General features: G+C 64.4%; 25 protein-coding genes. 7 read left to right on the top strand and 18 right to left on the bottom strand.

Annotated features, from left to right (window positions below; genetic code table 11):
• Positions 1-36: 36 nt before the first annotated feature.
• The 10 genes from AC2W7L_RS04490 to AC2W7L_RS04535 form a co-directional block, all read right to left on the bottom strand.
• A complete protein-coding gene (locus AC2W7L_RS04490; RefSeq protein ID WP_486003442.1) occupies positions 37-462 on the bottom strand; it encodes a PIN-like domain-containing protein in 426 nt (141 codons plus the stop codon).
• Positions 422-1,087 carry a DUF433 domain-containing protein gene (locus AC2W7L_RS04495; RefSeq protein WP_486003443.1) on the bottom strand — a complete coding sequence of 222 codons (666 nt, stop codon included), beginning with the start codon at positions 1,085-1,087 and terminating at the stop codon, positions 422-424. Before AC2W7L_RS04495 ends, AC2W7L_RS04490 begins: the two co-directional genes overlap by 41 nt.
• An 899-nt stretch (positions 1,088-1,986) precedes the next feature.
• Positions 1,987-2,322, bottom strand: coding sequence for a metal-sulfur cluster assembly factor (locus AC2W7L_RS04500; RefSeq protein WP_025778421.1), 336 nt, complete (start codon positions 2,320-2,322; stop codon positions 1,987-1,989).
• Complete coding sequence (gene sufU, locus AC2W7L_RS04505) at positions 2,315-2,794, bottom strand: Fe-S cluster assembly sulfur transfer protein SufU (RefSeq protein WP_167196408.1); 480 nt, start codon at positions 2,792-2,794, stop codon at positions 2,315-2,317. Before sufU ends, AC2W7L_RS04500 begins: the two co-directional genes overlap by 8 nt.
• Before the next feature lie 16 nt (positions 2,795-2,810).
• On the bottom strand, positions 2,811-4,061 hold the full coding sequence (locus tag AC2W7L_RS04510; RefSeq protein ID WP_167196411.1) for a SufS family cysteine desulfurase: 1,251 nt from the start codon (positions 4,059-4,061) through the stop codon (positions 2,811-2,813).
• Positions 4,061-4,819, bottom strand: a complete 759-nt coding sequence (gene sufC / locus AC2W7L_RS04515; RefSeq protein ID WP_482400313.1) for a Fe-S cluster assembly ATPase SufC — start codon at positions 4,817-4,819, stop codon at positions 4,061-4,063. The genes AC2W7L_RS04510 and sufC overlap by 1 nt, the downstream gene beginning before the upstream one ends.
• 27 nt (positions 4,820-4,846) lie before the next feature.
• Positions 4,847-5,170, bottom strand: coding sequence for a non-heme iron oxygenase ferredoxin subunit (locus AC2W7L_RS04520; protein ID WP_407645271.1), 324 nt, complete (start codon positions 5,168-5,170; stop codon positions 4,847-4,849).
• The gene (gene sufD, locus AC2W7L_RS04525) at positions 5,167-6,342 is read right to left on the bottom strand and encodes a Fe-S cluster assembly protein SufD (protein WP_167196417.1); all 1,176 of its coding nucleotides are present in this window, start codon (positions 6,340-6,342) and stop codon (positions 5,167-5,169) included. Before sufD ends, AC2W7L_RS04520 begins: the two co-directional genes overlap by 4 nt.
• A gap of 40 nt (positions 6,343-6,382) precedes the next feature.
• On the bottom strand, positions 6,383-7,813 hold the full coding sequence (gene sufB, locus AC2W7L_RS04530) for a Fe-S cluster assembly protein SufB (protein ID WP_039207512.1): 1,431 nt from the start codon (positions 7,811-7,813) through the stop codon (positions 6,383-6,385).
• A complete protein-coding gene (locus AC2W7L_RS04535) occupies positions 7,810-8,529 on the bottom strand; it encodes a helix-turn-helix transcriptional regulator (protein ID WP_167196420.1) in 720 nt (239 codons plus the stop codon). The genes sufB and AC2W7L_RS04535 overlap by 4 nt, the downstream gene beginning before the upstream one ends.
• 137 nt (positions 8,530-8,666) lie before the next feature.
• Here AC2W7L_RS04535 and AC2W7L_RS04540 point away from each other — a divergent pair, with 137 nt between their 5' ends.
• From AC2W7L_RS04540 to AC2W7L_RS04555, 4 genes are read left to right on the top strand one after another with little or no spacing between them, the layout of a single operon-like run.
• The gene (locus AC2W7L_RS04540; RefSeq protein ID WP_486003444.1) at positions 8,667-9,584 is read left to right on the top strand and encodes an ABC transporter ATP-binding protein; all 918 of its coding nucleotides are present in this window, start codon (positions 8,667-8,669) and stop codon (positions 9,582-9,584) included.
• Positions 9,581-10,312 carry an ABC transporter permease gene (locus AC2W7L_RS04545; protein WP_486003445.1) on the top strand — a complete coding sequence of 244 codons (732 nt, stop codon included), beginning with the start codon at positions 9,581-9,583 and terminating at the stop codon, positions 10,310-10,312. The genes AC2W7L_RS04540 and AC2W7L_RS04545 overlap by 4 nt, the downstream gene beginning before the upstream one ends.
• Positions 10,313-10,320: 8 nt before the next feature.
• Positions 10,321-11,223 (top strand): COX15/CtaA family protein, encoded by a 903-nt coding sequence (locus AC2W7L_RS04550; protein ID WP_486003446.1) that lies wholly within the window; start codon positions 10,321-10,323, stop codon positions 11,221-11,223.
• A gap of 16 nt (positions 11,224-11,239) precedes the next feature.
• On the top strand, positions 11,240-11,650 hold the full coding sequence (locus AC2W7L_RS04555; protein WP_486003447.1) for a VOC family protein: 411 nt from the start codon (positions 11,240-11,242) through the stop codon (positions 11,648-11,650).
• A 130-nt stretch (positions 11,651-11,780) separates the two neighbouring features.
• Here the strand turns inward: AC2W7L_RS04555 and AC2W7L_RS04560 are convergent, their stop codons facing one another.
• Together AC2W7L_RS04560 and AC2W7L_RS04565 are read right to left on the bottom strand one after the other, a co-directional pair.
• Positions 11,781-12,767, bottom strand: coding sequence for a heme o synthase (locus AC2W7L_RS04560; RefSeq protein WP_486003448.1), 987 nt, complete (start codon positions 12,765-12,767; stop codon positions 11,781-11,783).
• 10 nt (positions 12,768-12,777) lie between these two features.
• On the bottom strand, positions 12,778-13,335 hold the full coding sequence (locus AC2W7L_RS04565) for a hypothetical protein (protein WP_486003449.1): 558 nt from the start codon (positions 13,333-13,335) through the stop codon (positions 12,778-12,780).
• A gap of 224 nt (positions 13,336-13,559) precedes the next feature.
• Here AC2W7L_RS04565 and tkt point away from each other — a divergent pair, with 224 nt between their 5' ends.
• The 3 genes from tkt to AC2W7L_RS04580 are packed head-to-tail and all read left to right on the top strand — an operon-like array spanning position 13,560 to position 18,369.
• Positions 13,560-15,641 (top strand): transketolase, encoded by a 2,082-nt coding sequence (gene tkt, locus AC2W7L_RS04570; protein WP_486003450.1) that lies wholly within the window; start codon positions 13,560-13,562, stop codon positions 15,639-15,641.
• Positions 15,638-16,741 (top strand): transaldolase, encoded by a 1,104-nt coding sequence (gene tal, locus AC2W7L_RS04575; RefSeq protein WP_486003451.1) that lies wholly within the window; start codon positions 15,638-15,640, stop codon positions 16,739-16,741. The genes tkt and tal overlap by 4 nt, the downstream gene beginning before the upstream one ends.
• On the top strand, positions 16,738-18,369 hold the full coding sequence (locus AC2W7L_RS04580; RefSeq protein WP_486003452.1) for a glucose-6-phosphate isomerase: 1,632 nt from the start codon (positions 16,738-16,740) through the stop codon (positions 18,367-18,369). Before tal ends, AC2W7L_RS04580 begins: the two co-directional genes overlap by 4 nt.
• Positions 18,370-18,511: 142 nt before the next feature.
• Here the strand turns inward: AC2W7L_RS04580 and secG are convergent, their stop codons facing one another.
• The 6 genes from secG to AC2W7L_RS04610 are packed head-to-tail and all read right to left on the bottom strand — an operon-like array spanning position 18,512 to position 23,842.
• Positions 18,512-18,757 (bottom strand): preprotein translocase subunit SecG, encoded by a 246-nt coding sequence (secG, locus tag AC2W7L_RS04585; protein WP_167196447.1) that lies wholly within the window; start codon positions 18,755-18,757, stop codon positions 18,512-18,514.
• 55 nt (positions 18,758-18,812) lie between these two features.
• Positions 18,813-19,598: a triose-phosphate isomerase gene (gene tpiA / locus AC2W7L_RS04590; protein WP_167196451.1), complete on the bottom strand. Its 786-nt coding sequence runs from the start codon at positions 19,596-19,598 to the stop codon at positions 18,813-18,815.
• 14 nt (positions 19,599-19,612) lie between these two features.
• On the bottom strand, positions 19,613-20,830 hold the full coding sequence (locus AC2W7L_RS04595) for a phosphoglycerate kinase (RefSeq protein ID WP_486003453.1): 1,218 nt from the start codon (positions 20,828-20,830) through the stop codon (positions 19,613-19,615).
• Complete coding sequence (gap, locus tag AC2W7L_RS04600; RefSeq protein ID WP_486003454.1) at positions 20,827-21,828, bottom strand: type I glyceraldehyde-3-phosphate dehydrogenase; 1,002 nt, start codon at positions 21,826-21,828, stop codon at positions 20,827-20,829. Before gap ends, AC2W7L_RS04595 begins: the two co-directional genes overlap by 4 nt.
• Positions 21,829-21,837: 9 nt before the next feature.
• Positions 21,838-22,821 carry a DNA-binding protein WhiA gene (whiA, locus tag AC2W7L_RS04605; protein WP_039207494.1) on the bottom strand — a complete coding sequence of 328 codons (984 nt, stop codon included), beginning with the start codon at positions 22,819-22,821 and terminating at the stop codon, positions 21,838-21,840.
• Between the two features lie 25 nt (positions 22,822-22,846).
• Positions 22,847-23,842 carry a gluconeogenesis factor YvcK family protein gene (locus tag AC2W7L_RS04610; protein ID WP_486003455.1) on the bottom strand — a complete coding sequence of 332 codons (996 nt, stop codon included), beginning with the start codon at positions 23,840-23,842 and terminating at the stop codon, positions 22,847-22,849.

Here is a 23,842-nt window from a genome sequence, read left to right on the forward strand (position 1 = left end):
CCGAAGCGGGACACTGGCCTCACGAGCATGACTATGCTATCCGATATCTTTCGTGATACGGGCCGGATCCAGCCGCCAGAACACTGGGCCATTTCGAACCCATCGTCGCTGTATTGTCAGAAGGTGACGCCCTACAACTAAGCCACGAGTTTCTCGATTGTGCTGTGCGCTGGCCAGACAGAATACTCTCACTCCGAGCTCTTCGATGAGGTCAATCTCATGGGGAGTCGAAAGAATCTTAGGATTTGCGGTCAGCACTGCCCAGCCGTTTTCATGTGCATCCCGAATCCATTCGACGTCGCTGACGAACTGAGCATCGCGCTGTCCGTAATGATCGCGCATTGGAATGACGGTGTAACCGAACTTCCGCAAACCTTCGGCCATCGGTGGAGAAATACACCGGTCGAGAAGGAGCGGGGTCCTACGCGATAAGCGCAAATCGCCCTCTGTGCTCATCGACATAGCTGACCAACTCCAAGTCGAGGTCGAAGTCGGATGCTACCGAATCTCGTGAGTCGCCGGCCTGAAGTGCACCGAGAATCGGAAACACTGGCACCATCGTATTGGCAAAGCTGGGGCGACCGCCGTTGTATCGCGGGTCGACAATGATTCTGGGCGACTCGGCTACGACAAACTGCTCCACATAACCATCCGAACCAAAGATGAGGGGAGCAAGGTGGTCTTTCAATACTTCCTTGAACGCTCCTTGACGATCGCGGATGCGCATCAGTTCGTCTCCCGTTTGCACGAATGCGTCGGTCCCATCGGTCACGAACTGTGGATTTGCCATAGCGAACTGGTCGCCACTTTCTTCCTTGATGTAGCGGGCCGCGATGCTCGCCTGCTGCATAGACATACCCATCTCGCGCAAGGCGTTGAGAGAGAATCCTTCTGCGAGACCAACCAACGGCAATGTCGGCCAACCCCTTCGGCGCGCCTTGTGGGAATGTACCAATGGGGGCCTGGAACCCGATTGGCGGGTCCAAGATCTCAGCTTCTCGGGACTGTCCATGCCGATCAGCTGGGAAGCTTCGCGGAAGGTAAGAATAGGGGCTGTTGCTCGCAAATCGTTCGGAGCGATACTCACTATTACTCCCTTGGCTGTCGTTATCTACCGCTTTATTCCTAGTGTCGCACATGCAGGTTAATGTTCGAACGCACGCAGCACTCATGAGATTTTCAAACACATTCGCATACTACTGGCCGAACGCTGGCCGCCTCAGCGGAGCAACCTTGCGCCTGTAGTTCGTTATGGAGTCGAGATGGGCCTAGACACACAATAGAACGCACAAGCGAATTTGAGGGCTACATAACTGCGGACTGAAGCTTTTCCGTAGACAACGTGCAGACTGAAACGAAACCCCGCATCTATCCCGCACTTTCACTGACAGCTAAAGACAGCCCCCGATAGCTAAGTGAACTCCTCACCTGCGACGACCAAAGTTGCTGCTATCCCGCAGAAACTCCTGATATCGCAGAACTCTTACTCGAAAGTTCACCAAACGGATGATCTTGCTCTGACTGCGGGCTCGTTGCCATCCCGAGTTGAGGGCGACTCATCAATGGAGAGATCGTGTGAATAACGTCTAATGGCACAACCTCAGTCAAACCAAAGTCAAGGTTTCGACAGTGGCATCCAGAACACTCTGATACTGATGCGTTCAGTACCCGTGATCACCCTCAGGCACCCTTACGAACCCAGATACTCGCACCGTGATCTTCCTGGTAAAGGCCCTACGGTCACCTTCCAGCACCCCATATATCCCCAATCACCGCCGGGAATGGCCAAAACACGCACAAAACCCCGCACAGTGGACAGAAAATCGACAAATTTCGCTGCGCCAACGCAACAATGAGGCCTCGGCCTGGGAGCTATAACGAAGCGATCTGGAGGGCCGGAAAGGAGTCCTATGAAGGCAAAAGACTGGACCTAAGAAACACCCCCTGACCTGCGATAATACAGGTCAGGGGGCCTTTCCTTACTACTCAGATGTTGAAGCCGAGGGCACGCATCTGTTCTCGGCCGTCCTCGGTGATCTTCTCCGGGCCCCATGGCGGCATCCAGACCCAGTTGATCCGGTAGGCCGGCACGATTCCTTCGAGCGACTGTGCGGTCTGATCTTCGATGACGTCGGTCAGCGGGCAAGCCGCCGAGGTCAGGGTCATCTCGATCACGGCGGTGCCGTCGTCTTCGACCGAGAGTCCGTACACGAGTCCGAGATCGACGATGTTGACACCGAGCTCGGGATCGACGACGTCCATCATCGCTTCGCGCACTTCGTCGACGCTCGCATTCTGCGGTGCGTCAATGACTTCAGGCATTGTGTTTCTCCTCACGAGCTGCTTGTGATTGGTTGAGTGCGTCCTTGAACGCCACCCACGCCAGGAGAGCGCATTTGATCCTGGCCGGGAACTTCGACACTCCGGTGAACGCCGCCGCGTCGCCGAGTATCGACTCATCCGCTTCCATTGTCCCACGAGAATGCATGAGTTCGTGGAACGCTCCTTCGATCTCGAGCATCTGTGCGACGGACGAATCGGCAGCCAGTTCGGAGAGCACCGAGGCCGAGGCCATCGAGATCGAACAGCCGTCACCGGCCCACCGCACCGCGATCGTGCCGTCCTCACGCAGTTCGGTCTCGAGCTCGATCTCATCACCGCAGGTGGGGTTCACCTGGTGCGAATAACCGTGCGGTGACTCTGCGGCGTCGCGGAGCAGTTCGGTGTTGCCGATGCGTGCCCGCGACTGGTCGAGGATGACCTGCTGGTAGAGCTGCTGCATCTGTGTGCTCATCGGTTCTCTCCCCCTCTCATGCGACTCCGAAGAAGGGCCGCACTTCCGCCAGAGCAGAAATGAAGCGGGTGCAGTCTTCGACATTGTTGTACAGGTACGTGCTCGCCCTCGTCGAGGCGGTGACCCCGAAACGGCGGTGCAGAGGCTGGGCGCAGTGGTGGCCCACTCGCACGGCGATCCCCTGCGAGTCGAGATACTGTCCGACATCGTGGGCGTGCACGCCGTCGACGTCGAAAGCCACGGTCCCGATCCTGTCTTTCGCCTCGCCGAGGATGCGGATCCCGGGGATCTCAGCGATCCCGTCGAGGAGGACTCGGGCGAGCTCCCTCTCATGCTCGAGCACATTGTCCAGCCCCACCTCGGAGAGGTAGCCGATCGCGGTCGCGAAGGCCGCCACCTCGGCGACCGGCTGAGTGCCGGCCTCGAACCGCTGCGGAGCGGGCATGAACTCGGTCTCCTCCATGGTCACCGTGGTGATCATGGATCCGCCGGTGAGCACCGGCGGCAGAGCGTCGAGCAGCTCGGACTTGCCCCACAGCGCACCCAGACCAGTGGGTCCGAGCGCCTTGTGCGCGGAGAACGCAGCGAAGTCGATGTCGAGGTCGACGAAGTCCACGGGCATATGCGGGACGGACTGGCAGGCGTCGAGGACGACGTACGCACCGACGGCGCGAGCCCGATCCACGAGGCGGTCGACCGGGTTGATCGTGCCGAGGACATTGGAGACTTGCGTGAACGCGAGCACCTTCGTCGATTCGTCGACGATCGTGTCGAGATCGGCAAGATCGAGCTCTCCCGAGTCGGTCACGGGCAGCCACCGCAGCTGCGCTCCCGTAGAAGCAGCCAGCTGCTGCCACGGCACGAGATTCGCATGGTGCTCCATCTCGGTGACGACGATCGAATCGCCGGGAACGAGGGCGAAGCGCGCCGCGTCCTCTCCCCCGAAGCCGTGGCTGGCCCGATCCATGCCGAGTGCCACGACGTTGAGCGCCTCGGTGGCGTTCTTCGTCCAGCACACCTGCTCCGGGGACCCGCCGACGAGTCCGGCAGCGGCGATCCGCCCGTTCTCGAACGCGTCCGTGGCCTCAACGGCCAGGGAGTGCGCGCCCCGGTGGACGGCGGCATTGCGCTGGCCGAAGTACTCGACGAAGGTATCGATGACGCACTGCGGCTTCTGGGATGTCGCGCCCGAGTCGAGATACGACAGCGGCGACTCCCCGACCCTCGCATCGAGAATCGGGAAGTCGCCCCTCAGACGTGAGAACATCAGACGCCGGCGGTGAAGAAGCGGTCGTAGCCTTCGTTCTCGAGGCGTTCGGCCAGCTCCGGTCCGCCTTCCTCGGCCACCTTGCCATTGATGATCACGTGGACGTGATCGGGCTTGATGTAGTTGAGGATGCGCGTGTAGTGGGTGATGAGCATGATGCCGACGTCGGTGGCGTCCTTGACGCGGTTGACGCCTTCGGACACGATGCGCAGCGCGTCGACGTCGAGGCCGGAGTCGGTCTCGTCGAGGACGGCGAACTTCGGCTTGAGCATCTCGAGCTGCAGGATCTCGTGACGCTTCTTCTCGCCGCCGGAGAAGCCTTCGTTGACGTTGCGCGAGGCGAACGCGGGATCCACACGCAGGTTCTCCATGGCCTGCTTGAGGTCCTTGGTCCAGTTGCGCAGCTTCGGAGCTTCGCCGTCGATGGCGGTCTTGGCCGAACGGAGGAAGTTCGTCACGGTCACGCCGGGAACCTCGACGGGGTACTGCATGGCCAGGAACAGGCCGGCCTTGGCACGCTCGTCGACGGACATTTCGAGGACGTCCTCACCGTCGAGGGTGACCGAACCGGAGGTCACCTCATACTTGGGGTGGCCGGCCAGGGCGTAGGCCAGGGTCGACTTGCCGGAGCCGTTGGGGCCCATGATGGCGTGGGTCTCGTTCGTGTTGATGACGAGGTTGATGCCGTTGAGGATGGGCTTGAGACCGGTTTCGGTGTTGACACCGACATGCAGGTCTTCGATCTTGAGAGTGGACATAATGATCCTTCTTCTTCGGTCTTGAGGTCAGTTCAGGGTGGTGTTCGGGTCGACGAGGATGCGACCTGCGATCTCTTTGCAGTCATAGACCGCGACGGGTTCGAACGCCGGAGGATTCACCGGCTTGCCCGTCGTCAGGTCGAACTGCGAGCCGTGCAGCCAGCATTCGATGGTGCAGTCCTCGACGTCTCCTTCAGCCAAGGACACCTCACCATGGGTGCACAGGTCGTCGATGGCATGGATCGTGCCGTCGGAGTCGCGAGCGATGCAGATCTCGAACTCGCCGACCTCGATGCGCATGGTGCCGCCGGGGGCCACCTCGTCGGTGGCCGCCACGTCGATCATGGTCACAGCACACTCCGGGACAGTTCGTCTTCGATGCGAGCATTGAGCACGTCTTCGATCTCGGGCACCTGGATCTTCTGGATCACTTCGTTGAAGAATCCGCGGACCACGAGCTGACGAGCGACATCCTCGGGGATGCCGCGCGACATCAGGTAGAACAGGTGCTCCTCATCGAAACGGCCCACCGAGGAGGCGTGACCGGCACCGGCGATATCGCCGGTCTCGATCTCGAGGTTCGGCACGGAGTCAGCACGGGCGCCATCGGTGAGGATGAGGTTCCGGTTGAGCTCGTAGGTGTCGATGTCGAGTGCCTCGGGACGGATGAGCACATCGCCGATCCACACGCTGCGCGCGTCCTTGCCCTGCAGAGCGCCCTTGTAGTGGACGTTGGACTGGGCCTTCGGAGTGTTGTGGTCGATGTAGGTGCGGTGCTCGAGGTGCTGACCGGCATCGGCGAAGTAGAGTCCGAGCAGTTCGGCCTCTCCCCCGGCGGCTGAGTAGCGCACGTTCGTGTTCAGACGCACGACGTCACCGCCGAGAGTGATGTGGATGTGCTTGAACTTCGCATCCTTGCCCACGATCGCATCGTGCTGGCCGAGGTGCTGGGAGCCGTCGTCCCACAGCTGCAGCGACACGAAGGTCACGTCCGCACCATCGCCGATGACCAGCGAGACGAGCTCGGAGTATCGGGCCAGTCCCTCATGCTCGACGACGATGGTCGCCTTCGAGTTCGCTCCGACGGTGACGACGACATGGCCGTGGCCCAGGGCCTCACCGGTGCCGTCGGCGTGGATGATCGCGGCCCGATCGAGTTCGGTGTCCGCGGGGACCGAGTAGTGAGTCACCGCAGAGGCGCGGTTGGCGGCGACGGCCGCGGCGCGATCCTCGGGTTCGAGGATGCCCAGTTCCTGAGCCGACTCGAGCGAGATCTCCTCGACGGACAGCCCCTCGGGCAGATCCGACTCGAACTTCAGCTTCGCCTCGGTGGCGGTGTCCTCGAAGAACTCGCTGAACTTGCGCACGGGAGAGAAGCGCCATTCCTCCTCCCGGCCGGTGGGCACGGGGAAGTCGGCGACGTCGAAGCTGCGAGTGCGCGCATCGCGCTTCGAATCGGGCACCTGGACCTCGGAACCGTGCGAGTGTTCCGAGATGCCAAGCGGGTTGGTGGTATCAGTCACAGATTTACTCCTTTGAGTGCAGTGGGCGCTGGATCGGGTCTCAGCCGACCGCGCCTTCCATCTGCAGTTCGATGAGGCGGTTGAGTTCGAGGGCGTACTCCATGGGGAGTTCGCGCGCGATGGGCTCGACGAAGCCGCGCACGATCATCGCCATCGCCTCGGTCTCCTCCATGCCGCGGGACATGAGGTAGAAGAGCTGATCCTCGCTGACCTTCGACACGGTGGCCTCATGGCCGAGTGTGACGTCGTCTTCGCGGATGTCGATGTAGGGGTACGTGTCCGAACGGGAGACGTTGTCAACGAGCAGAGCGTCGCAGAGGACATTGTTCGACGAGCCTTCGGCGCCCGGATGCACGTGGACGAGTCCGCGGTAGCCGGCACGGCCGCCGCCGCGGGCCACGGACTTCGACACGATCGACGAATGGGTGTGCGGAGCGGCGTGGACCATTTTCGCACCGGTGTCCTGGTGCTGCCCCTCGCCGGCGAAGGCCACGGACAGCGTCTCTCCGCGAGCGTGCTCACCGGTGAGCCAGATAGCCGGGTACTTCATGGTCACCTTCGAGCCGATGTTGCCGTCGACCCATTCCATGGAAGCGCCCTCTTCTGCGATCGCGCGCTTGGTCACGAGGTTGTACACGTTGTTCGACCAGTTCTGGATCGTCGTGTAGCGGACCTTCGCATCTTTCTTCGCGATGATCTCGACGACGGCCGAGTGCAGGGAGTCGGTCTTGTAGATCGGAGCGGTGCAGCCCTCGACGTAGTGGACCGAGGAACCCTCGTCGGCGATGATGAGCGTGCGCTCGAACTGGCCCATGTTCTCCGTGTTGATGCGGAAGTAGGCCTGCAGCGGGATCTCGACGTGGACGCCTTTGGGGACGTAGACGAAGGAACCGCCGGACCAGACAGCGGTGTTCAGAGCGGCGAACTTGTTGTCGCCGGACGGGATGATCGACCCGAAGTACTCTTCGAAGATCTCCGGGTGCTCGCGCAGGCCGGTGTCGGTGTCCATGAAGATGACACCCTGAGCCTCGAGCTCCTCGTTGATCTGGTGGTAGACGACCTCGGACTCGTACTGAGCGGCGACACCGGCGACGAGGCGCTGCTTCTCGGCCTCGGGGATGCCGAGCTTGTCGTAGGTGTTGCGGATGTCCTCGGGGAGGTCCTCCCATGAGGTCGCCTGCCCCTCGGTGGAGCGGACGAAGTACTTGATGTCGGCGAAGTCGATTCCGGTCAGGTCGGCGCCCCAATTGGGCATCGGCTTCTTGTCGAACAGGCGCAGCGCCTTGAGCCGACGCTTGAGCATCCACTCCGGTTCGTCCTTGAGCTTCGAGATGTTGCGCACGACCTCTTCGCTGAGACCGCGAGTCGCGGTCGCTCCGGCGTCGTTCTCGTCGTGCCAACCGTATGCGTACTGCCCGAGGTCTTTGAGCTCGGGATTCGCATCGATGATCCGATTTCCTGTGTCAGTCATCGTGAACCTCCTTGAGGTCGATCATTGCTGTGGATGAGTGGTCTGGTCAGTTCCGAAGTCGGAATGTGGGTGGTGCACACATGGTCTCCCTGGGCCAACGAGGACAGCCGGCGCACATCGACGCCGAGGTAGTCGGAGAACATCGCGAGCTCTGCTTCGCAGATCTCCGGGTACTCCGCCGCCACGGCCTGGATCGGGCAGTGCCCCTGGCACAGCTGCATCGCCTCCAACGGGGTTCCGGCCGCCACCGGTGTCGACGAGGCGGCGTACCCTTCCCGGGTGAGTGCAGCGGCGAGTGCACGCGAGCGTGACGCCACGGTGGTGCCGCCCCGCTTGTCGAGCTCCGGTCCGAGTCGGTCCCGCAGTCGGCCCACGAGGTCCTCGGTGAAGTCCTCGACTGCCGACTTGCCGTGCTTGTCCTCCATATAGCGCAGGATGTTCACGGCCAATTCGTCGTAGGAATGACTGACCGAATCGTGTCCGGCCGTCGTGACCACGTAGTGTCGGGCCGGTCGGCCCCTGCCCGCCTGTTTGCCGGCGAGTTCACGGACCTCGATGAGGCCCTCGCTCTCCAGCGCGTCCAGGTGACGACGGATCGCCGCGGGAGTCAGCTCGAGGGCTTTGGCCAAAGACGAAGCCGTGATCGGCCCTTCGTCGAGCACCGACTGGAAGACCTTCTGCCGGGTGCGGCGGTCTTCCGTGTCGTTTGCAGCCATAATCCACCTCCTTGACTAACACAACACTATTGTTGCGTAATTTGTTTCGTAAAACTAGGTGAGCCTAACCACGGCCCCATCCGACGCCTGCCGCCTGCGGTTTCGACACCTGTTTCGACGCGTCGTAGAATAGCCTGGTGTCATCTCCGGCCCTGACCATTCGCGGTCTCCAATACTCCTACGGCACCCACCGTGTCGTCGACGGAATCGACCTCACGGCCGAGACCGGATCCGTCCTCGGCGTCCTCGGACCCAACGGTGCGGGCAAATCCACGACCATCTCCCTGGCTGTGGGCACCCGCCGCCCCGATGCCGGGACGGTGGCGATCTTCGGACACGACCCCGTCACCGAACACGCCACGACATCGCAGCTGGCCGGGGTCATGCTCCAGGACGGCGGACTGCCGATGAGCTCGAAGCCCCTGCAGGTGCTGCGCCATCTCTCCTCCCTCTATGAGAATCCCGTGTCGGTCGACGAACTCGCCGAACCCTTGGGACTCCGTGACTTCGCCGGACGCACGATGCGCCGGCTCTCCGGCGGACAGAAGCAGCGAGTGGCACTGGCCGCAGCCCTCATCGGCCGACCGCGACTCGTCTTCCTCGATGAGCCCTGTGCCGGCCTCGACCCGCAGGCCCGCGAAGTCGTCCACAGCTTCATCCGCGACCTGGCCGACCGCGGGGTCGCGGTCGTCCTCACCACCCACGATCTCGCCGAAGCCGAGGAACTCTCCGACGAAGTCGTCGTCATCGATCGCGGACGGATCATCGCCCAGGGAGCCCCCGAGGAGCTGCGCGGCGCCTCCGCCGGGTCACGTTCGCTGACGATCCGCCTGGCCTCCCCCGTCCCCGCCGCTCTCGTCGCTCGGCTCGCCGAGCTCGGTCCCGCCTCGGCGCAGGGCTCACTGATCACCATCGACGGAGCACCGACAACTGAGCAGATCGCAGCCGCGTGCACGGCCATCGCCGAGGCGGGAGCGCAGATCACGGACATCGGAATGCAGAGGCAATCCCTGTCCGATGTGTTCTTCGAACTGACCGGGAGGCCGCTGAGATGACATTCAGGCGCATCATCTCCCAGACGAAATTCGAAACCCTGTCCGTTCTGCGCAACGGCGAACAGCTGCTGCTCTCGGTCATCTTCCCCCTCGGCCTGCTCGTCTTCCTCGCGAAGACTCCCCTGCTCACCGGCCTCGGAGTCATCGACGCAGGCGCCGATCCGCTGTCCATCGCCGTGCCCGGCGCGCTCAGCCTGAGCCTGGCCTCCAGCGCATTCACCGGACAGGCGATCGCAACCGCCTTCGACCGCCGCTACGGAGTGCTCCGGCAGCTCGCGACGACTCCGCTGGGCACGAACGGGCTTATCCTCGGCAAGCTCGGCGCCGTCATCGTTGTCGTCCTCATCCAGTACGCGCTCGTCTTCGCTCTGGCGGCGGCGCTTGGATTCCGGGGACCCGTCGACGCTCTCGGGCTCATCCTGGCCACGCTGTTCGGCACCGCCGCTCTGCTGTCGCTGGGACTGCTCATGGCCGGCACGGTCCGCGCCGAGGCGACTCTGGCGGCGACGAACCTCATCTGGGTGCTCATGGCCGGCGTCGGTGGCCTCGTCATCGCGCATCCGGGAGAATGGGGAACAGTTGTGGGCTATCTGCCCTCCGGTGCGCTCGGCGACGCCATGCGGTCCGCCATCGGAGACGGCGGCACAGACATCAAAGCAATCATCGTGCTCCTGGTTTGGGGGCTTGTGGGAACGCTTGCAGCACGCAGGTGGTTCCGTTTCGAATGAGGAGTGAAGTGGTCACCAAGAAGATCCGCATCGCCGCTTGGGCCATGCTCATCGCCCAGGCAGGGATCATCCTGACCGGCGGAATCGTCCGGCTCACCGGCTCGGGGCTCGGCTGCTCCGACTGGCCGAAGTGCACCCCGGATTCGCTCGTGGCCACCAGCGAGATGGGCATCCACGGCGCCATCGAGTTCGGCAACCGCCTCCTGGCCGTGGCGCTGGCGATCCTCGGCGTGTGCATTGCGCTCCTGCTGTGGAAGGGCCGGAAGCAGCGCCCGGATCTGTTCTGGCTCAACATCGGACTGCTGGCCATCGTCCCCGTCCAGGCCGTCGTCGGCGGAATCACCGTGTGGACGAAGCTCAACCCCTGGGTCGTCGCCGGACACTTCGTCCCCTCGGCCGTGGCCGTCGGCGTCGCCGCCTACTTCGTCCGCCGTACCTATGACACGGGCGTCCGTCTGAACATCAAGGCCCCAGCTCCGCTGCCGACATTGGGCTGGATCATCCTCGGCCTCACCGCGATCATCGTGATCTTCGGCGTGCTCACCACGGGAGCCGGGCCACACTCGGGTTCGACGATCTCGACCCGCAACAACCTCGACAACATCTGGATCACTCGCCTGCATGCCGCACCCGTCTGGCTGCTCGTCATCGCCACGATCTCCGCGCTCGTCATCGCACGGAAGAAGGCGCAGACGGCAATGGTCGCGCCGCTGATCGTGCTCCTCATCGTCGAGATCGCCCAGGGAATCATCGGCTACGTCCAGTACGCCCTCGGTGTTCCCGAACTGCTCGTGGCCTTACACATGGTCGGGCTGTCGGCTACGATTGCGGCAAGTGTTGCCGTCCTCGACAGCGCATACCCGAGGAGCACCGATGTCAGTACCGATCGTTCCGTGCCTGTGGTTTCCTGATTGCGCCGAGGAGGCCATGGAGTTCTACTGCTCCGTCTTCCCTGATTCGCGCATCCTCTCCATCGAACGCTATCCCGACGAGTCCCTCGATGAACATTTCAAGGGGATGAGCGGGAAGGTCCTGACCGGCCGGTTCGTTCTCGACGGCACAGAGTTCATCTGCCTCGACGGCGGACCGGCGTTCACATTCAACGAAGCGATCTCGCTGACCGTCGAATGCGCGGACCAGGCCGAGATCGACCACTATTGGTCCAATCTGTCGGCTTCACCCGACCACGAACAGTGCGGCTGGCTCAAGGACCGTTTCGGAGTCAGCTGGCAGATCGTTCCCGCGAACCTCGGCGAGCTGATGACCGGTCCGGCACAGACTCAGGCGCTCATGCAGATGAAGAAGATCGTCATCGACGACCTCGTCAACGCCGGCTGAGAATTTGCGTTCCGACACGAAGCGCAAGGCACAGACGTACAACGGCCCAGTTTGAGCTGGATAGCACTGTTTCAAATCTGTGCTATCCAGCTCAAACTGGGCCGATTGGATCAGCGGGCTCTTCGGCGAGTCACCAGATCCCGGGGATCAGGGTGGGCACGAACGGGTCGATGGCCACCGCCAGGAAAAGCAGCGACAGGTAGGTGATCGATCCGTGGAAGACCTTCATCGCCTTGAGTGAGGTGCCGTCCTTGCCCTGCTTGGCCCGGGAGACCAGCGAGTAGCACGACCACAGGAACCAGGCTCCGGCGCCCACGGCCACGATCGTGTAGACCGGACCCATCGGCGCGACGGGAATGAGTGCGAGCGAGCAGGCGATCATCGCCCACGTGTAGAGGATCATCTGCCGGCCCACGGATGTCGGCGGAACCTTCGACGGCAGCATGGGCACATCGGCGGCGTCGTAGTCGGCCTTGTACTTGATCGCCAGCGGCCAGTAGTGCGGCGGGGTCCAGAAGAAGACGACGAGGAAGAGCAGCACGGGCTCCCAGGCGACTCCCCCGGTCACGGCCGACCAGCCGATGAGCACGGGCATGCAGCCGGCGGCGCCGCCCCAGACGATGTTCTGGGTCGTGCGGCGCTTGAGCACGAGGGTGTAGAAGACGGCGTAGAGCAGGATCGCCGAGGCGGTGAGTCCCGCGGTGACCCAGTTCGTGAATCCGCCGAGCCAGAAGATCGAGCCGATGCCCAGCACGAAGGCGAAGGTCAGCGCAGAGCGGGGACTGATCTCACCGGTGACGAGGGGTCGGTCCTTCGTCCGCTCCATCTTCGCGTCGATGTCGCGGTCGACGTAGCAGTTGAAGACCGAGGCCGAGGCCGCAGCGGCGGCTCCGCCGATGAGGGTGTTGATGACCAGCCAGATGTTCGGCATTCCCTGAGCGGCCAGGAACATCACGGGCGCGGTCGTGACGAGGAGGAGCTCGATGACCCGCGGCTTGGTCAGCGCGATATAGGCGCTGATGATCGAACGCGGTCGGGTAGCGAGACTCTGCTCGTCGATGGCCCTCTGCAGAGGTCGTTCACTCTGCTCTTCCCGGTTCTGACGAAGTTTGCTCACGCCCTAGATTCTACCTGTTGTCGAAGTTTTTGCCAGTCGCGCGCAGGCGAGTCGAGTCACTGACGATGCGGACGAGGAACGCCACCGCCGCACACACCGGAGCAAGCACGACGACCTGGACGATGAGCACTGAGATGAAGCTCAGCGAGGCCGACTGCGGATCCGTGCCGAGGAGATTCACATCGACGCACAGTCCGATGGTGCCGGCGATGAGGGAATAGACGAGAGCGGTCGTCCACACCAGCCCGCCGCGCCGTGCATTGAGCATCACCGCCAACGCGGCGGCGAAGGGCGCGAGCAGAAGCAGTGTGCCGAGCGTCCACAGACCGAGCTCGCCGAGGTCGACGCCGCCGCGCAGCGGCTGCCCGATCGCCGACGACACGGCGACGGTCGCCACGGCGAAGAGCACGGGGCAGGCCGTGCCGATCCGTGAGATCAGCCGACGGAGACCTCGTGTCTGTTCGGCCACCTCGGCGAGGTCGGGCCTCTTGCCCGCCAGCCATTCGGGTCGCCGGTCTCCGCTGTCTTGGGCGGCGGCATCGATCACGGGATCAGCACCTTCGCTCACCCTGTCACCTCTCCTGTGCAGCACGATCTCTTCTCGGCCTGTTCGGCACACAGCAGTTGTTGAATGTCGAACCACACCTGTGCGCGAGACCACACTCTACCCGTCGGTAGCCTGAATGTCGCGCACCCCGATATTGCGGCAGGTGAACAGGGGCGGCGCTTCCGGCATCCGACGGGTAGAGTTTGAATGCACGCTCTCAGACGAACGAAGGATCGCTCGACGACATGACAACTCTGTCCTGGACTGAACTCGACAATCGCGCAGTCGACACTGCCCGCCTCCTCGCCGCGGATGCGGTGCAGAAGGCAGGGAACGGGCACCCGGGCACCGCCATGAGCCTGGCGCCCATCGCCCATTACCTGTATCAGCACGGACTCACTCACGACCCGGCCGACCCGACTTGGGTCGGCCGTGATCGTTTCGTCCTCTCCTGCGGTCACAGTTCGCTCACCCAGTACGTCCAGCTCTACCTGGCCGGGTTCGGGCTCGAGCTCGACGACCTCAAGGCGCTGCGCACCTGGGGTTCGCTGACACCGGGCCATCCGGAGGTCGGACACACCGCCGGCGTCGAGATCACCACGGGCCCGCTCGGCTCAGGATTGGCCTCGGCTGTGGGCATGGCCATGGCCGCTCGCCGCGAACGCGGACTCTTCGACCCCGAGGCGGCTCCCGGCACTTCGCCGTTCGATCACTCGATCGTCGTGCTCGCCTCCGACGGAGACCTCGAAGAGGGCGTGTCCGGTGAGGCCTCCTCGCTGGCCGGCACACAGGAGCTGTCGAATCTGCTGGTGATCTGGGACGACAACAGGATCTCCATCGAAGACGACACCGCGATCGCCTTCGGTGAGGACACCGCCGCCCGCTACGCCGCCTACGGCTGGCACGTCCAGCACGTCGACTTCACCGCTGGCGATGACTACCACGAGGACATCGAAGCCTTCCACGCCGCCGTCGAGGCCGCTCGTGCGGATTCCCGTCCTTCGTTCATCCGTCTGTCAACGATCATCGCCTGGCCGGCGCCGAACGCACAGAACACCGGAGGGTCCCATGGTGCGGCCCTCGGTGAGGACGAGATCCGGGCGACCAAGGAGGTCCTCGGCTTCGATCCGGAGTCGACCTTCGCCGTCGATGACGAAGTCCTTGCCCACACCCGTCAGGCCCTCGACCGCGGTCGTGCCGCTCACCTCGAATGGGACAAGTCGTTCGCCGAATGGCGCAGTGCCAACCCGGAGAACGCGGCGCTCTTCGACCGTCTGTCCAAGCGCGAACTGCCCGCCGGCCTCGATGCGGCCTTCCCGGTCTTCGAAGCCAGCGATAAGGGCATCGCCACGCGTGCAGCCTCCGGTCAGGTGCTCAACGCGATCGCCGAGACCATGCCCGAACTCTGGGGCGGCTCCGCCGACCTCGCGGGTTCGAACAACACCCTGATCAAGGGTGAGCCGAGCTTCCTGCCCGCTCACCGGTCCACCGGAGCCTTCTCCGGCCACGAGTACGGACGCAATATCCACTTCGGCGTCCGTGAGTTCTCCGCCGGTCTCGTCGGCAACGGCATCGCCCTCCACGGCGGAACCCGCCCGTACAACGGCACGTTCCTCGTCTTCAGCGACTACCAGCGCCCCGCCGTGCGTCTGGCCGCCCTCCAGCAGCTGCCGAACCTGTTCGTGTGGACCCACGACTCCATCGGCCTCGGCGAGGACGGACCGACCCACCAGCCGATCGAGCACCTCTCCGCGCTGCGCGCCATCCCCGGCCTCGACGTGGTCCGGCCGGCGGATGCGAACGAGACTGCTGTCGCATGGCGGAAGATCCTCGATCGCACCGACGGGCCCAGCGGACTCGTGCTGACCCGGCAGGCCGTGCCGGTCCTCGACCGTGAGAAGTACGCCCCCGCATCCGAAGCCGCACGCGGCGGCTACGTCCTCACCGATACCGGTGACGAGCCCGAGGTGGCCATCATCGCCAGCGGTTCAGAGGTCGCCATCGCCCTCGAGGCCGCCGAAGCTCTGCAGGCGTCGGGCACCGCTGCACGCGTGATCTCCATGCCGTGTCAGGAATGGTTCGACGCCCAGCCGGAGGACTACCGGGCCGCTGTGCTGCCGCGCTCGCTGAAGGCGCGCGTGAGCATCGAAGCCGCCTCGGCGATGAGCTGGCACAAGTACCTCGGCGATGCAGGTCGTGCCGTGTCCATCGAACACTTCGGTGCATCCGCGGACTACCAGACCCTGTACGAGAAGTTCGGCATCACGGCCTCGGCCGTCGTCGACGCAGCCCAGGAATCCATCAACGCAGCAAAGGCGGAAGCATGAGTGAACGTCTCCAGCAGCTCAGCGCAGCCGGAGTCTCGATCTGGCTCGACGACCTCTCCCGCACCCGACTCGAAACCGGGGATCTCGCCGGACTCATCGAGGACTCATCCGTCACGGGAGTGACGACGAATCCGACGATCTTCGCGAATGCGATCTCGGCAGCGAACGACTACGATTCCGCGATCGCCGAACTCGGTGCCTCCGGTGCCGATGTCGACTCGGCCATCGAGGCCCTGACCACTGCGGATGTCGCCGAGGCGGCCCGCCTGTTCCGTCCGGTCTTCGATTCGACCGACGGTGACGACGGTCGCGTGTCGATCGAGGTCGCTCCCCCGCTGGCCCATGATGCCGCCGGGACCGTCGCCTCGGCGAAGGCACTGTGGGAACGTGTGGGCGAGCCGAATGCGATGATCAAGATTCCCGCCACCGAGGAGGGGCTGACCGCCATCTCCGAGACGATCGCGGCCGGGATCAGCGTCAACGTCACCCTCGTGTTCTCCCTGACGCGATACCGTCACGTCGTCGAAGCCTTCCTCCAGGGCCTGGAGAAGGCCCGGGCAGCCGGGCACGATCTCTCGACGATCCGGTCGGTGGCCTCGGTGTTCGTTTCCCGTGTGGATTCGGAGATCGATTCCCGACTCGACGCCAGCGAGGATCCGAAGGCCACAGATCTCAAGGGCAAGGCCGGCATCGCGAACTGCGTGCTCGCCCACGAGATCCACTCGCAGCTGTTCGCCTCCGAGCGCTTCCGGGTCCTCGAACTCGCCGGAGCCCGCCCGCAGCGACTGCTGTGGGCCTCGACCGGAGTGAAGAATCCCGCCTACGCCGACACGATGTACGTCACCGGCCTCGTCGCTCCGAACACCGTGAACACGATGCCCGAACCCACCCTGGAGGCCTTCGCCGACCACGGTGAGGTCACCGGCGAGATCACGTCCGAGCACTACCGTGCCGCCGACGAGGTCTTTGATGCCCTGGCACGATTGGGCATCGACTACGCCGAGGTCATGACCGTGCTCGAAGAGCAGGGACTGGAGAAGTTCGACGTCAGTTGGACCGAGCTCCAGGAGACGATCCGTACGGCTCTGGACCGCTCATGAAGCTCTCACTCTCGGTACCGGTCGGCGAAGAGTTCGACGCCGAGGCCGCGCGTCTCATCGACGCCGGTCTCGCTTCCCGACTGAGCGCTCAGGATGCCGAACTGTTCGACGGCGCCGCGGATGCCGCGGACCGGATGGGCTGGGTGGATCTTCCGCAGCAGGCCGGGCAGCTGCTCGACGAGATCGAGTCCCTGCGGGCACGCCTGCAGGAGCTGGGTCTGCGCACGATCAGCCTGGCCGGAATGGGCGGCTCGTCACTCGCCCCCGAGGTGATGGCGCAGACGGCCGGCGTCCGCCTCGAGATCGTCGATTCGACAGACCCGAATCAGGTCGCCGAAGCCATCGGCACAGACCTCGAACATACGGTTCTCGTCATCGCGTCGAAGTCCGGAACGACCGTGGAGACGGATTCGATCCGGCGCAGTTTCGCCGCGGCTTTCGACGAGATCGGCGTCGATCCCGCGTCCCGGATGATCGCGATCACCGATCCGGGGACGGAGCTCGAGGCTCTGGCCGCCGATCAGGGCTTCCTTGCGACCTTCCTCGCCGAGCCCACTGTCGGCGGACGCTTCAGTGCGCTCTCGGCCTTCGGACTCGTTCCCGCAGGTCTGGCCGGTGCCGATGTGCGCGGAATCGTCGATGGAGCCGCTGCGGCCGCCGGAGACCTGTCCGCCGACAGTCTGGACAACCCCGCGCTGCGGTTCGGCGCGTGGCTGAGCATCGCTCACGCCAGGACGACGGAGAAGCTCGTCCTCGCCGAGACCTCCCAGTCAGCGACCGGGCTCGGTGCCTGGGTCGAGCAGCTCATCGCCGAATCCCTCGGCAAGGACGGGCAGGGCATCCTTCCCGTCGTCGTCGACTCCCCCGCGGACATCGGGTTCTCCGACGCACGAGCGGACGCCCTGCTGTGCCTGCTCGGTGCCTCGGCGGATGACACGGAGTTGGGTGCGCCCTCCGGTTTCGAGGCCACGCTCACCGGCGGCTTGGGTGAGTTGTTCCTGTTCTGGGAATACGCCACGGCCATCGCCGGTTACGGCATCGGCGTCAATCCCTTCGACCAGCCCGATGTGGAAGCGGCGAAGGCGCAGGCCAGGCACCTGCTCGACGGACCGGATTCCGGTACGGCCGAGCAGCCGCAGTTCCGTGAGGGAGCCGTCGACGTCCTCGAGGTCGTCGATGAAGCCACCGATCTCGTCGGTGCTCTGCAGGAGCTCTTCTCCCAGGTCGACGAGTACGGGTATGTCGGAATCCAGGCTTACCTCGATCGGATCGCCGACGCCGAGGCGGTGCAGCTGCGTTCGCTCGTGTCCACTCATGCAGGGGTGCAGACGACGTTCGGCTTCGGTCCCCGTTATCTGCATTCGACCGGCCAGTATCACAAGGGCGGTCATCCGAACGGGGTCTTCCTCCAGATCACCGGTGAGGCGCGCACCGATCTGCTGGTCCCCGGCCGCGGCTATGGCTTCGCTCAGCTGCAGCGCGCCCAGGCTGCCGGTGATGCGGCAGTGCTGGTCGAGAAGGGTCGGCCCGTGCTGCGTGTGCATCTGCTTGATCGTGCCCGTGGGCTCGAGCAGCTGCGGGAGGCGATCGAGTCGATCAGCCCGCGCCACCACTTCGGTCAAGACTGATCTGCCGAAACGGCGACTGGCCTGAGGTAAGCGCACAGAGAAGGACCCCGACCGATTCGGTCGGGGTCCTTCTCATCTGCCCACCTGGCGGTCGCCTCGGTGGCGGTGCTTCACGGTTTCGGCATCAGAAATCGACGAGACTTCAGGAGTTGAACCGGGTGAGGACGCCCAGCAGGATGATGCAGGCGGCCCAGATGATCGCCATCAGCGTCGTGAACCGGTTGAGGTTGCGCTCGGCCACACCCGAGGATCCCAGCGACGAGGACATTCCGCCGCCGAACATGTCGGACATGCCACCGCCCTTGCCCTTGTGCATGAGGATCAGCAGGGTGAGGAAGATACTCGTGAGCACGAGCAGCACGATGAGAATGATGTTCAGGATTTCCACGTCGGATTCAACCTATGTTTCGTCGAGTGTTTCGTCGAATGATGCGTCTGTCAGTCTACTTCGCGACAGCGGCCTTGCACAAAGCGGCGAAGTCCGGGCCGCTCAGGCTCGCGCCTCCCACCAGTGCACCGTCGACATCCGCAGAAGCGACGATCTCGGCCACATTGTCGGCCTTGACCGATCCGCCGTAGAGGATCCGGGTGGTCTGGGCCAGGCTGTCGCCGTACTTCTCTTCGATGCGCGCCCGGATGGCCGAGGCCATCTCTGCGGCATCGGCGGCGGTGGCGGTCTCACCGGTGCCGATCGCCCACACAGGTTCATAGGCGATGACGAGTCCCGAAAGATCGGCGGCCTCGAATCCGGCCAGGGATTCGTCGAGCTGTCCGAGAGTGAACTCGACATGGCTCTTCTCCTGACGCTGTTCCAGGGATTCCCCGACGCAGAGGATCGGGGTGAGTTCGGCCGAAAGTGCGGCCTTGATCTTCGCGGCCACGACCTCGTTGGTCTCATGGTTGTCAGCACGGCGTTCGCTGTGGCCGATGACCACAAAGCTGCAGCCGAGGCGAGAGAGGAACGATGCTGCGATCTCCCCGGTATGCGCTCCGGGAGCGTGCTGGGAGACGTCCTGAGCACCGTACTTCAGCCACAGTTTGTCGCCTTGGACGAGGGTCTGCACCGAACGGATGTCGGTGAACGGCGGGATGACGACGACTTCGCAGTGGCTGTCGTCGAGTTTGGCGTCTTCGAGTGCCCAGGCGAGTTTCTGGACGGCGGAGATCGCCTCGAGGTGGTCGTGGTTCATCTTCCAGTTACCTGCCAGCAGCAGGGTGCGGTCGCTCATGGTGTCCGCCTTCCTCATCCGAGTGCGTCGAGTCCGGGCAGGGTCTTGCCTTCGAGGTATTCGAGGCTGGCGCCGCCGCCGGTGGAGATATGGCCGAAGGCGTCATCGGCGAAGCCGAGGCTGCGCACGGCGGCCGCGGAATCGCCGCCGCCGACGACGGTCAGCCGCTGTCCTTCGTCGGTGCCTTCTACGGTCAGTGCTTGGGCTACGGCCTTGGTGCCTGCGGCGAAGGCCGGGAATTCGAAGACCCCCATCGGTCCGTTCCAGAACACGGTGGTCGAGCCGGCGATGATCTCGGCATAGGCGCCGGCCGATTCGGGTCCGATGTCGAGGCCGAGGCCGTCGGCTCCTGCGGGGGTGTCTTCGAGTTCGGCAACGGGCCGGACCCAGTTCTCAGCATCAGCGGCGAAGGAGGCGGCCATGACGATGTCCGTGGGCAGGACGATGCGAGCTCCACCGGCTTCGGCGCGTTCGAGGTAGGCCTTGACGTCGTCGATGCGGTCCTTCTCGACCAGGCTCGATCCGATGTCGTGTCCGAGGGCGGCGAGGAAGGTGAAGACCATTCCTCCGCCGATGAGCAGATTGTCGGCACGGTCGATGAGGTTGTCGATGACGCCAAGTTTGTCCGAGACCTTCGATCCGCCGAGGACGACGGTGAAAGGTCGGGCCGGGTCGTTGAGCAGTCTGTCGCTGACTTCGACTTCCGCACGCACCAGCGAACCGGCATAGTGCGGGAGGAGTGCGGCGATGTCGTAGACCGATGCCTGCTTGCGGTGGACGACGCCGAATCCGTCGGAGACGAAGTCGTCGGCCAGCGCGGCCAATTGTGAGGCGAATTCCTGACGCTGTGCATCGTCCTTCGACGTCTCGCCGGAATTGAAGCGCAGGTTCTCCAGCAGCAGCACGTCGCCGTCGGACAGGGCTGCGGCCTTCGTCTTCGCATCGTCACCGACGGTGTCGGCGGCGAACCCGACCGGACGGCCGATGGCGTCGGCGAGTTCGGGGACGATCGGGGCCAGCGAGAACTGCGGATCCGGTTCTCCCTTGGGCCGACCCAGATGCGACATCACGATGACCTTGGCGCCCGCCTCGGCGAGGGACCGGATGGTACCGGCCGAAGCCAGGATGCGGCCCCGGTCCGTGATCGTGCCGTCGTCCATCGGCACGTTGAGATCGCTGCGGACGAGCACCGTGTGGCCGGCGAAGATGCCCGCATCGTCGAATGTTCTCATGAGTCCCTTTCGCTGAGAATGTAGCTGACCATGTCTTTGAGTCGGTTCGTGTAGCCCCACTCGTTGTCGTACCAGGCCACGACCTTGATCTGGTCTCCGAGCACCATCGTGAGCTTGGAATCGACGATCGCCGAGGCGGTGGTGCCGACGATGTCGCTGGAGACGAGTTCGTCGGTGGAGAAGTCGAGGTAGGGCGATTCGTCCGCTGCGGAGGCGAGGATCGCGTTGACCTCGTCGCGGTCGGCGCTCTTGGACGTGGTGAAGGTGAAGTCGATGATCGATCCGGCCGGAACGGGCACGCGAACGGCCAGTCCGTCGAGCTTGCCCTCGAGGTGGGGCATAACCCGGCCGACCGTCCGTGCGGCTCCGGTCGTGGTGGGCACGATGTTGACGGCGGCCGCGCGGGCGCGACGCAGATCTCGGTGGGGTCCGTCGACGAGCATCTGGTCACCCGTGTAGGCGTGGACGGTGTTGAGCAGTCCGGATTCGACGCCGAGGGCATCGTCGAGTGCCTTGACGACGGTGGCCATGCAGTTCGTCGTGCATGAGGCGTTCGAGACGACGGAATGTGCGGACGGGTCGAAGGTGCCTTCGTTCACGCCCATGACGAGGGTCGCGTCAACATCCTTTCCGGGGGCGGAGAGCACGACGGTCTGCACGGTGCCGCCGAGGTGGGCCTCGGCCTGGTCCTGGCGGGTGAAGCGTCCGGTGGATTCGACGACGAGTTCGACATTGTGCGCACTCCAGTCGATGGCGGACGGGTCGGCCCGGCTGGTCACGGCGATCTCTCGTCCGTCGACGATGATCGCCTCGTCGGCGGCCTCGACGTCATGGTCGAAGCGCGGCCACACGGAGTCGTGGGTGAGCAGATGGGCCAGGGTCGTCGTACCGGTGAGATCGTTGATGGCCACGACCTCGAAATCGGTATCGGGTTCGAGGGACAGACGGAACAGGGCACGGCCGATGCGGCCGAAGCCGTTGATGGCGATTCGTCTCATGCCTCGATCTTAGCGATCTTCGAGCATTTCCGGGGTGAGACTGGCTTCGGTGCCGGGAATTCCCAGTTCTTCCGCATGCTTGTCCGCCGTCGACAGCAGCCTGCGGATCCGGCCGGCCACCGCGTCCTTCGTCATCGGCGGGTCGGCGAGCTGGCCGAGCTCTTCGAGGGAGGCCTGCTTGTGGGTCACGCGCAGCTGACCGGCGTAGCGGAGGTGTTCGGGGACCTCGTCGCCGAGGATCTCCAGTGCCCGTTCGACGCGCGCGCCGGCGGCCACAGCGGCACGGGCCGAGCGGCGCAGGTTCGCATCGTCGAAGTTCGCCAGGCGGTTCGCCGTCGCTCGGACTTCCCGGCGCATCCGCCGCTCCTCCCACACCAGCACGGCACTGTGAGAGCCCATGCGGGTGAGCAGCGCGGCGATATCGTCGCCGTCGCGGATGACGACACGGTCGACTCCGCGGACTTCGCGGGCCTTCGCGCTCAGTCCCAGACGGCGGGCGGCGCCGACGAGGGCAAGAGCCGCCTCGGGGCCGGGGCAGGTGACTTCGAGAGCCGAGGAGCGTCCCGGTTCGGTCAGGGACCCGTGGGCGAGGAAGGCTCCGCGCCAGGCGGCCTCGGCGTCGGCGACGGAGCCGTTGACGATGGCCGAGGGCAGTCCGCGGACGGGGCGACCGCGGTTGTCGACGAGTCCGGTCTGACGGGCCAGGGCTCCCCCGTCACGAGTGACACGCAGCAGGTAGCGGTTGGAGCGGCGGATCCCGGCGGCGTTGATGACGACGATATCGGCATGCTGGCCGTAGAGGTCCTTGATCTCCGCGCGCAGTCGTTTGGCGGCCTGGGCGGTGTCGAGTTCGGCTTCGAGAACGATCGAGCCGTTGACGAGGTGCAGTGCGGAGGAGAAGCGGAAGATCGAGGACACCTCGGCCTTGCGGGCGGAGGTGCGTGTGATCTTCACTCGCGCCAATTCGTCCTTGACCTGAGCGGTCAGTGCCATAGCTCGTCCTCCTGCACCTGAATTGCTACCACTGCTCGGCGACGCCGATCCCGGCGTCCAACAACATGTCACGGTAGCATGCCGCCAGCTTGAGGCTGTCATGCTGTCCCTGCCTCCGTGAGCGCAGGGGACGTTCCCAGAGTTTCGCCCCGAACATGTCTTCGGCCCGCTGCGACAGGTCGGGTTCGAGTTCGGTGGCCGCCTCGTCGACGAGGACGTAGTCCAAGGTCAGCGACCGGGCATGGCGGTGCAGGGAGGCGAGGTGTTCGCCGAGGCTCAGATCCTTCGTCTCACCGTCGGTGGAGCTGAGGTTGAGCGTGAGGGATTTCACCGCCTTCGAGGCTACGATCGCCTCCGCCAGAGAGGGCACGAGCAGATGCGGCATCACCGAGGTGTACCAGGAGCCGGGGCCGAGGTTGAGGACATCGGCTTCCTCCACGGCTTCGATCGTCTCGTAGCGGGCCGGTGGGGCTGCCGGGTCGAGGCGCACGGTTTCGACGTGGCCGATCGTCGAAGCGAGCACTGACTGACCGCGCACCACTTGGAAGGAGCCGGGGAACTTCACATCGGCTTCGATCGTCAGCGGCACCGAGGACATCGGCAGCACGCGACCGTGGGCGCGCAGCAGGCGGGCCATCCAGTCCAGTCCGGCCACATGATCGCCGTGGATCTGCCAGAGTGCGGCGATGAGCAGGTTTCCCACCGCATGGCCGTGCAGCTCCCCGGCGGATTCGAAGCGGTGTTGGATGACGTCGCGCCAGGTCTGGCCCCATGTGCCGTCGTCGCAGAGGGCGGCCAGTGCCATCCGCAGGTCGCCGGGAGGCAGTCCGCCCAGTTCGTCGCGCAGACGTCCGGAGGAGCCTCCGTCATCGGCGACGGTGACGACGGCGGTGAGGTCCTCGGTGAGCAGACGGAATGCTCTCAGCGCCGCGTAGAGTCCGTGGCCTCCGCCGAAGGAGACGATGCTGGGACCATCGTTCTGTGCGCCCGTGGTGATGACGGGCAGATCTTCGGTCTCCAT

This window comes from Brevibacterium sp. LAARM3_SD1 (assembly GCF_057364765.1).